Raw genomic sequence first — 8517 nt, forward strand, 5'->3', positions numbered from 1 at the left:
ATCGGCAGGAAGTTGGAGACGTCGACGCGGTTGCGCAGGTTGAGCCCGGGCAGCGCGCGCGGGACCACCCGGTCGACGCGCATCGGGCGCAGGTCGGGGACCACCATCGCCTTGGCCGTGGCCAGATATTTGACAGCCCTTTCACCTATGAGGAGGCGGCATCATGAAACTGCTGATCACCGGCGGCGCCGGCTTTATCGGATCGGCGGTGGTGCGCCTTGCGGTGGCCCGGGGCCATGCGGTGGTGAACCTCGATGCGCTGACCTATGCCGCCTGTCTCGACAATGTGAAATCGGTCTCTCGCTCGCCCCGATATGCGTTCGAACAGGCCGATATCCGCGACCGCGCCGCGCTGGACCGGATCTTTGCGACCCATTGCCCCGATGCCGTCATGCATCTGGCCGCCGAAAGCCATGTGGATCGCTCGATCGACGGGCCCGGCGATTTCATCGATACCAATATCACCGGCACCTACAACATGCTCGAGGCGGCGCGCGCCTATTGGCATGGGCAGGGCAAGCCTGAGAATTTCCGCTTTCACCATATCTCCACCGATGAGGTCTTTGGCAGCCTCGGGCCCAGCGGCCAGTTCACCGAAACCACCCCTTATGCGCCCAACTCGCCCTACTCGGCCTCCAAGGCGGCCTCGGACCATCTGGTGCGGGCCTGGGGCGAGACCTATGGGCTGCCGGTGGTGCTGAGCAATTGTTCCAACAATTATGGCCCCTATCATTTCCCGGAAAAGCTGGTGCCGGTGGTGATCCTGAAGGCGCTGGCCGGGGAGCCGATCCCGGTCTATGGCACTGGCGAAAACGTGCGCGACTGGCTCTATGTCGAGGATCACGCCGATGCGCTGCTGACCGTGCTGCAAAAAGGCGAATTGGGGCGCAGCTATAATATCGGTGGCGAGAATGAGGTCAGCAACATCGATCTGGTGCGCATGATCTGCGCCATTCTGGACGAAAAACGCCCCGCAGGCGCACCGCATGCCGATCTTATCACCTTCGTCGCCGACCGCCCCGGCCATGATCTGCGCTATGCCATCGACCCGAGCCGCATTCGCGGCGAGCTGGGCTGGCGGCCCTCGGTGACGGTGCAAGAGGGTCTGGAGAAGACCGTGACCTGGTATCTGGACAATGCCCCCTGGTGGCAGGCGCTGCAGGCCCGTGACGGGGTCGGCAGGCGGCTTGGGACAGATCAGGGCACGGGTCAGAAAGCGGGGGGCTGAAGATGAAGCTGCTGGTCTTTGGCAAAAGCGGCCAGGTGGCGCGGGAATTGCAGCGCCAGGCCCCGGATCAGGTGGTGGCGCTGGACCGCGCCGCCGCCGACCTCTCGGACCCCGAAGCCTGCGCGGCACTGATTGCCGCCTCTGACGCCGACGCGGTGATCAATGCCGCCGCCTATACGGGCGTCGACCGCGCCGAGGAAGAAGAGGCGCTGGCCATGACCATCAATGGCGCGGCGCCGGCAGCGATGGCGCGGGCGGCGGCCGCCAAGGGCATTCCCTTCATCCATATCTCCACCGATTACGTGTTCGACGGCCGGGGCGCGCGGCCCTGGCGCCCGGCAGATGCCCCCGGCCCGCTGGGCGCCTATGGGCGCAGCAAGCTCAGGGGCGAAGAGGGGGTGCGCGCCGCCGGCGGGCGGCATGTGATCCTGCGCACCTCATGGGTGTTCTCGGCCCATGGGCAGAATTTCGTCAAGACCATGCTGCGCCTTGGCGCCGAGCGCGAGAGGCTGACCATCGTCGCCGACCAGATCGGCGGGCCGACGGCGGCGGCGGATATTGCGGCGGCCTGTCTCGGCATCGCGCGGCAACTGGTGGCGGGGCAGGGCAAAAGCGGCACCTATCACTATGCCGGCGCCCCGGATGTCAGCTGGGCGGGTTTCGCGCGCGAAACATTTGCCCAGGCCGGGCTTGACGTTGCGGTCAGCGATATTCCCAGCAGCGCCTATCCGACCCCGGCCCGGCGTCCGGGCAATTCGCGCCTGGATTGCGGTGATTTAGAGAAAGATTTTTCCATCCCGCGCCCCGACTGGCGAGAGAGCCTGGGCGCGGTGTTAAACGATTTGCAAAAGGCCTTTTCATGACACAGGTACAGACGACACAGCGCAAAGGCATCATTCTGGCGGGGGGCTCGGGCACCCGGCTTTACCCGATCACCATCGGCCTGTCGAAACAGCTGTTGCCGATCTACGACAAGCCGATGATCTATTACCCCTTAAGCGTGCTGATGCTGGCCGGCATCCGCGAGATCGCGGTGATCACCACGCCGGGGGATCAGGCGCAGTTTCGCCAGGTTCTGGGCGACGGCAGCCAGTGGGGGGTGCGCCTGACCTATATCGTGCAGCCCAGCCCCGACGGGCTGGCCCAGGCCTATCTTCTGGCCGAGGATTTTCTCGATGGCGCGCCCTCGGCGATGGTGCTGGGCGACAATATCTTCTTTGGTCACGGGCTGCCCGAGCTGATGGCAAGCGCCGACCGGCAGCCCAGCGGCGGCACGGTCTTCGGCTATCACGTCGCCGATCCGGAACGCTATGGGGTAGTCGATTTCGACGCCGAGGGCCAGGCCCGGGCGATCATCGAGAAACCCGAGGTGCCGCCCTCGCACTATGCGGTGACCGGGCTTTATTTCCTTGATGGCACGGCGCCCGAGCGGGCCCGCAGGGTCAGGCCCTCGGCGCGCGGCGAGCTGGAGATCACCTGTCTGTTGGGCCAGTATCTGGACGCGGGCGCGCTGACGGTGCAGCGCATGGGGCGCGGCTATGCCTGGCTTGATACCGGCACCCATGGCAGCCTGTTGGATGCGGGCAACTTCGTGCGCACCCTGCAGCTGCGTCAGGGCTTGCAGACCGGCTGCCCCGACGAGATCGCGCATCAGAAAGGCTGGATCAGCAGCGCCGATCTGCTGGCCCGGGCCGAGATCTTTGCCAAGAACGATTACGGGCAATATCTGCGCGGCCTGCTGGACTAGACAGGGGTCTTCCGGGGGGCTTCCGGGGATCTCCCGAGGCCATCGGCTGGCCCGCCGGGCCTGGCGGGTTACAGGTTGCTGGCGCTCACCGACAGGCCCAGGGCGCTGCCGAACAGGCCGAAGATGGTGCGCACGTTGACCACCGGGCTTTCGGTGGCCAGCACCAGATCGCCGGGGTTGATCTCGAAGTTCTTGGCGCTGAACAGCCCCTCGGCGGTGGTCAGATCCATCGAGAACACCACGTTGCGGTGGCGCGGGCGGCGGTTGTCCTCGCCGGTGCCGACGGCGCTGGCGGGGTATTCGCGCAGCACCAGGATGCCCCTGGGGTCGGCGCGCTGGTTGTGCAGCCCGCCGGCCAGGGTCACCGCCTCGAGCCCGGTGACCCGGTCGCGGTCAAACAGGATGATGTTCTGCCGCCCGGCCGAGCCGAGGCTGAGGAAATAGCGCTGCTCTTCCTCGATGATGATCTTGTCGCCGCCGCGCAGGGTGGTGTCCATGGCCGGGGTCGCATAGAGCCGGTCGACCGAGATGCCATAGATCCGGCCGTCGCGCTGCAGGCGGACCTGCGGGTTCTCGAGCGCCGCCTGCACCCCGCCGCCGCGGGCGATCAGCCCCAGCACGGTGAAGTTGCGGTCCGGCAGCGGGTAGCTGCCGGGCGACGCCACGCCGCCCACCAGATCGACCGAGTTGCGCCGCCCCGGCACCAGCACCAGCCGCACCTGGGCGGCGGGAATCTGGGCCTCGAGCCGGGTCTGGATCGAGTGCCGCGCATCGCCGGGGGTCATGTTGGAGACCAGGACATCGCCGAGATAGGGAATGAACACCGTGCCCGCCGGAGAGACGATGCTGGTCGGCAGGGCGGCGGATTTCTCCTCGAAGGCCACCAGGAGCGAGTTCTCCTCGCTGCTCCAGATCTGGATGTCGAGCGCATCGCCGGGGGCGATCAGCTGGTCGGCGGGGCCGCGCCGGTGCGGGATCCAGCCGCTGGTCGGCTCGGTCTCGCCGGTGCGCGGCCATCGGCTGAGGGCGGGCAGCGTGTCGCGGGTCACCGCGTAGACGGCAAAGCCCGGGTTCTCGTCATCGGCGCCTTTCAGCACCTCGCGTTCCATCGGCGCGGCGCGGGGCAGGGAACAGGCCGCCAGCACCAGGCCCAGGCCCAGGATGGCCGTCAGTCGAATCAATTTGTGCATCCGGCCCCCACCAGGTGTCGCTTTCGCGCGGCTGATCCATGAAATCGTTTGGATTTTCGTGGCCCGCAAGATACTGGCTGAGAGCATGGGGTCAATCGTTTCCGGCAACCGTTTCGAGCATCTTCCAAGGATTGTGGTTTTGGGGGCATCCAGCCGCCTGGCGCGGCTGCTGTCCCGTGCCTGGCCCGAGGATTTCCCGGCGCGGCTGACCTGGCAGAGCCGGGGCCCGGTGGCGGGGCTGGATGTGGTCGCGATGCCGCTGCTGGAAGACCCGGAAAAACTGGCCGCCCTCTGCGCCGGGGCCGATGTGGTGCTGAACCTTGCCGGGGTGGTGCCGACCCATGCCGCGCGCGCCGGGGCGGCGGTGGATTTTGCCGACAACAGCCGTCTGGCGCTGGCCGCGCTGGAGGCGGCGCGGGAGGCGGGCGTGGGCCATGTGTTCCTGATCTCCAGCGCCGCGGTCTATGGCGCGGCCGATCACCCGCAGGATGAAACCAGCCCGCCGGCCCCCTCCGGGGCCTATGGCCGGGCCAAGGCCGAGATGGAAGCCGCGGCGCTGAACTGGCAGCAGGCGGCAGGTGCCTCGGCGCCGGGGGTCAGCCTCCTGCGGCTGGGCAATATTGTCGGCGCCGATGCGCTGATCGGCGCGGCCGGCGGCGGGCCGGTCTGGCTGGACCGCTTCGCCGACGGGCGCTCGCCGCTGCGCAGCTATATCGGCCCGGCGACCCTGGCCCGGGTGCTGGCGGCGCTGATGGCGCGGGCGACGGCGGGGCAGGCGCTGCCGGCGCTTCTGAATGTCGCCGCGCCCGAGCCGGTCGAGATGCAGGATCTGTGCCGGGCGGCGGGGCTGGACTGGCAGCCGCGCGCGGCGCCGGCGACGGCCATTGCCCGGCTGGTGCTGGACACCCGCCGCCTGCAACAGCTTTACCGGTTTTCCGCCGCCGACAGCCGCGCGGCAGAGATGGTGGCCCAGTTTCGAAAAACAGAGGTCAAAGCGGAATGACTGTCACCAAACGCCTGTTCGATGTGGTTCTGGCGCTGCTGCTGGCGCTGCTGGTGCTGCCGGTGCTGGCGCTGCTGCTGCCCTGGCTCTGGCTGGCGCATGGGCGGCCGCTGTTTTACCTGTCGGAACGCATGAAGACCCCGGAGCAGCCCTTTACCCTGTGGAAGCTGCGCAGCATGGCCCCGTCGGACGACAATGCCGGGGTCTCGGGCGGCGACAAGGCGGCGCGGGTGACGAAACCGGGTCTGTTCCTGCGCAAAACCCGCCTTGATGAGCTGCCGCAGCTGTGGAACGTGCTCTGCGGCGACCTCAGCTTCGTCGGCCCGCGCCCGCCGCTGCGTGAATATGTCGAGCGTTTCCCGGCGCTCTATGGCCGGGTGCTGCGCAGCCGCCCCGGCATCACCGGTCTGGCCACCCTGGTCTATCACCGCCACGAGGAACGGCTGCTGGCCGGGGCGCGCGATGCGGCCGAGACCGATGCCATCTATGTGCGCGCCTGCGTGCCGCGCAAGGCGCGGCTGGACCTGATCTATCAAGAACACCGCAACCTGTGTTTCGACCTCTGGCTGATCGCGCGCACCGCGGGCAGGGTGTTGCCAAAACGCCGGGGGTGACTGGCCTGCGGTGGCGGGTTGGGCGCGCCCAGAAAAGGGATTGGAAACCTGTCTGGGCCGGGCTAAGCACACACAATAAACGCGATCCGCACAGCATAATTTCCAGAGATGACTTACTGATGACACTGTCCAAGAATATTGTCTTTGTTCATGTCCCCAAGGCTGGCGGCAGCTCCGTGCGGAGTTTCATTGCGCGGCAGGTGAATCGGGACGATATTTTTCCGGAAACCGAGCTGCATCACTTTCCGAGATATGAGCGGCTTGAACCCCGCGCGCCGATGCTGTTCATGTCGCATCTGGGTTTTGAATTCGTGCGCGCGGCGCAGGCCGACTGCTTTGTGCTGATGCGCCATCCGATAGAGCGGCTTTTGTCTCTCTATTCATACAGCCAGCATCCCGGGGGCAATGTTCCGGTCATTTCGCCGCAGATTTCCTCGGGCAAGACGGTTCTGGAATTCTTCAACTCGGATCACCCGGCGATCCGGATGAACATCGACAATGCCCAGACCTGGCAGATTGCCTCTGGCTATTCGGCGCGGCATCGCGAACTACGGCTGAAGAACGGCGCCACGATGGACCGTATCAGCGCCCAGGCGATTAGAAACCTCGGGGAGTTTCAGGTGGTGGGCACGCTGGAGGATATGCCGGGTTTCTATCGTTCGGTTGCGGCCTATTTCGGCAATCACGATGCCGACCTTCCCGACAGGGTTCAGAACAAGTCGCAAAAGCGGGTTCTCTGGAAGGAGCTTTCAGAGGCGGAAAAAACCGCGATAGAGCGCTGTGTCAGTGACGAATGGGCGCTTTACGACGCCGCACGGTCACTGTCGGCACCCTGAGCCCGGCGGAAGGCGGCAACCTTCTCGGCCAGCAGCTTTTCGCTCTGCTCGACGACCTCGTCATATTGGGTGTTGTCAAAGCCCCAGATGGTGGACTGGGCGTCGGGGCGGTGCTGAACCAGGAAGGGCAGGGTCAGGATGACCCGCGTGTCGCCATGGCTTTCCAGATAGCGGTCGATGGTGTTGCTGTGCACATCGCGATTGCTCGGGTCCCATTTCGCCAGGAAGGCCATGATGTCGCGATTGTAGATATTGAAGACCATGCTCACCGTGCGGTCGATATGGACGAAGGTCTGGCCTTCGAACTCTTCCACCCTCAGGATCTCGAGGTCCGAGTGGGCGTCGGCGATGAAGCCTGAAAACACGTCCCATTCATGGCGCTCCAGATAGCGTTCCACACTGGCCAGGCGGGTCGCATAATCTTCGGGGAACAGCACGTCATCTTCGCAGATGATGGCCCGATCCGCACCGCTTGCGGTGAGGCGCTCGAACATATGGCGATAGCTGGTCGCCGCACCGACCCAGCCGGGGCTGGCTTTCAGCCCGTTCCAGACGGTGAACTCCTGCCGGCCCTGGCTTTCGAACAGGGCGCGCCGCTCGGGGGTTTCGGGCAGGCTGAGACAGAAATTCATATCGCTGCCGATCTCGCGGGGGTATCCGGGCGCGCGCGCAGCAAACCCGTCATAGCCGATCATGGTCTGGGCCAGCAGGAAGCGGCGGAAGAACATCTCGAACCGGTTGTCCGCACGGGCGGCAAAACGCGCCACCTCCTGGCGTTTTTGCGCCGCCACGGCGCCATCCTCGGCATAGGGGCGCAACAGCGCGATCAGGCGCTCGACATCGCCGACCGGGGCAAAATCGACCACCCCGTCCAGCCCCCGGTGCTCGTCCTGATCGGCGCTTTCCTCCGAGACCACCGGCGTGCCGTAGCTCAGCGCCTGATAGATGCGCGTGGTTTCCAGGAGCGCGCCCTCGTAATAATGCACATTGAGGATGACCGCCGCGCCGCGCAGCGCCTCTTCGAGCGCCTCGCCAAACAGGTTGCTGACGATTTCCAGCTCCGGATAGACCTTTGCGACCGCGGCCAGGATACGCTGGCGGCGCGGGCATTTGTCATCGCCATAAAACAGAATGCCCCTGCGCGGGGTCTCTTCGGCCGGAAGCAGCCGCCGGTCCACATCCAGCGGCACGTAATGCAGCTGCGCCAGCGGCACCTCGTTCTGGCGCAGGAAGGCGATGTTGCGCAGCGAATAGTCGATCACCGCCCGGGCGCCGGTCAGCCGCGCGAAATAGTCGGGCGTGAACCAGCGCGAGCTGACCGATTGCTCCATCTGCACCGCGATGTAGTCATCGGGCAGGCTGTCGAACATCTGCGGGCAGATCACGAAGACATGGCCGGCGTTTTCTGCGCCGGCGAGATCGCCGCGCACTGTGACGCGATAGCCCTCTTCGGTCAGCACCTTCTGCATCAGCCGGGCCAGGCTGGTGACATGCGGCGTGGCGGCGATGAAACAGGCCAGCGGGTCGACATGGGCCGGTGCCAGGGGCGCCGGGGCGGACTGGCCGCTGGCCATGCGCTGGCGCAGACCCGCCGGGCCTTCCTGAACCAGGATGCGCGCCGCGGCCTTGCCGCCCGAGACCATGCCGCCCTTGCTGGCGCTGGCTTTGCGAAAGAACCGGGTGGCATTGCGCAGCGCCCGGATCCTGCTTGTCACGGCGCGCAGCGGCGCGGTCACCCGCCAGGAGCGCGAGGCGAGGAATTCGGCGCGCTGATGCTCCAGCGCCAGCTTCAGCCGGTCGATCCGCAGGTTGCGGTCGTGAAACAGCCCGTTCAGCTCGTCGATCTTGCCCGCCTGCCAGCGCATGCGGGCCTGTTCGGCGCGATGGGCGGTCTGTATC

At 66.2% G+C, this 8517-nt stretch carries 8 protein-coding genes; 6 read left to right on the forward strand and 2 right to left on the reverse strand.

The window, feature by feature from the left end:
* Nucleotides 1-163: 163 nt before the first annotated feature.
* The 3 genes from rfbB to rfbA are packed head-to-tail and all read left to right on the forward strand — an operon-like array spanning nucleotide 164 to nucleotide 2975.
* On the forward strand, nucleotides 164-1228 hold the full coding sequence (rfbB, locus tag ABZD10_RS11365; RefSeq protein ID WP_372886602.1) for a dTDP-glucose 4,6-dehydratase: 1065 nt from the start codon (nucleotides 164-166) through the stop codon (nucleotides 1226-1228).
* Nucleotides 1229-1230: 2 nt separating this feature from the next.
* Nucleotides 1231-2091: a dTDP-4-dehydrorhamnose reductase gene (gene rfbD / locus ABZD10_RS11370; RefSeq protein ID WP_372886604.1), complete on the forward strand. Its 861-nt coding sequence runs from the start codon at nucleotides 1231-1233 to the stop codon at nucleotides 2089-2091.
* Entirely contained in the window at nucleotides 2088-2975 is an 888-nt protein-coding gene (rfbA, locus tag ABZD10_RS11375) for a glucose-1-phosphate thymidylyltransferase RfbA (protein ID WP_372886605.1), read from the forward strand. Before rfbD ends, rfbA begins: the two co-directional genes overlap by 4 nt.
* A 68-nt stretch (nucleotides 2976-3043) precedes the next feature.
* Here rfbA and ABZD10_RS11380 read toward each other — a convergent pair whose 3' ends face one another.
* The gene (locus ABZD10_RS11380) at nucleotides 3044-4165 is read right to left on the reverse strand and encodes a polysaccharide biosynthesis/export family protein (RefSeq protein WP_372886606.1); all 1122 of its coding nucleotides are present in this window, start codon (nucleotides 4163-4165) and stop codon (nucleotides 3044-3046) included.
* 139 nt (nucleotides 4166-4304) lie between these two features.
* On the opposite strand from ABZD10_RS11380, the gene ABZD10_RS11385 reads away from it, so the two are divergent.
* The 3 genes from ABZD10_RS11385 to ABZD10_RS11395 all read left to right on the forward strand — a co-directional run bounded on the left by ABZD10_RS11385 (nucleotide 4305) and on the right by ABZD10_RS11395 (nucleotide 6618).
* Complete coding sequence (locus ABZD10_RS11385; RefSeq protein WP_372886607.1) at nucleotides 4305-5168, forward strand: NAD-dependent epimerase/dehydratase family protein; 864 nt, start codon at nucleotides 4305-4307, stop codon at nucleotides 5166-5168.
* On the forward strand, nucleotides 5165-5782 hold the full coding sequence (locus tag ABZD10_RS11390; RefSeq protein WP_372886608.1) for a sugar transferase: 618 nt from the start codon (nucleotides 5165-5167) through the stop codon (nucleotides 5780-5782). Before ABZD10_RS11385 ends, ABZD10_RS11390 begins: the two co-directional genes overlap by 4 nt.
* 119 nt (nucleotides 5783-5901) lie before the next feature.
* Complete coding sequence (locus tag ABZD10_RS11395) at nucleotides 5902-6618, forward strand: sulfotransferase family 2 domain-containing protein (protein WP_372886610.1); 717 nt, start codon at nucleotides 5902-5904, stop codon at nucleotides 6616-6618.
* Here ABZD10_RS11395 and ABZD10_RS11400 read toward each other — a convergent pair.
* On the reverse strand, nucleotides 6585-8517 hold a 1933-nt coding region (locus ABZD10_RS11400; RefSeq protein WP_372886612.1), incomplete at its 5' end, for a hypothetical protein. The genes ABZD10_RS11395 and ABZD10_RS11400 overlap by 34 nt on opposite strands.

This window comes from Shimia sp. (assembly GCF_041624275.1).
Classification (GTDB): domain Bacteria; phylum Pseudomonadota; class Alphaproteobacteria; order Rhodobacterales; family Rhodobacteraceae; genus Shimia.

What these genes read in the sequence shown, in the direction of transcription:
- rfbD (WP_372886604.1), top strand. Translation starts at nt 1,231, where the DNA reads ATGAAGCTGCTGGTCTTTGGCAAAAGCGGCCAGGTGGCGCGGGAATTG.
- ABZD10_RS11395 (WP_372886610.1), top strand. Translation starts at nt 5,902, where the DNA reads ATGACACTGTCCAAGAATATTGTCTTTGTTCATGTCCCCAAGGCTGGC.
- ABZD10_RS11390 (WP_372886608.1), top strand. Translation starts at nt 5,165, where the DNA reads ATGACTGTCACCAAACGCCTGTTCGATGTGGTTCTGGCGCTGCTGCTG.
- rfbB (WP_372886602.1), top strand. Translation starts at nt 164, where the DNA reads ATGAAACTGCTGATCACCGGCGGCGCCGGCTTTATCGGATCGGCGGTG.
- rfbA (WP_372886605.1), top strand. Translation starts at nt 2,088, where the DNA reads ATGACACAGGTACAGACGACACAGCGCAAAGGCATCATTCTGGCGGGG.
- ABZD10_RS11380 (WP_372886606.1), bottom strand. Translation starts at nt 4,165, where the DNA reads ATGCACAAATTGATTCGACTGACGGCCATCCTGGGCCTGGGCCTGGTG.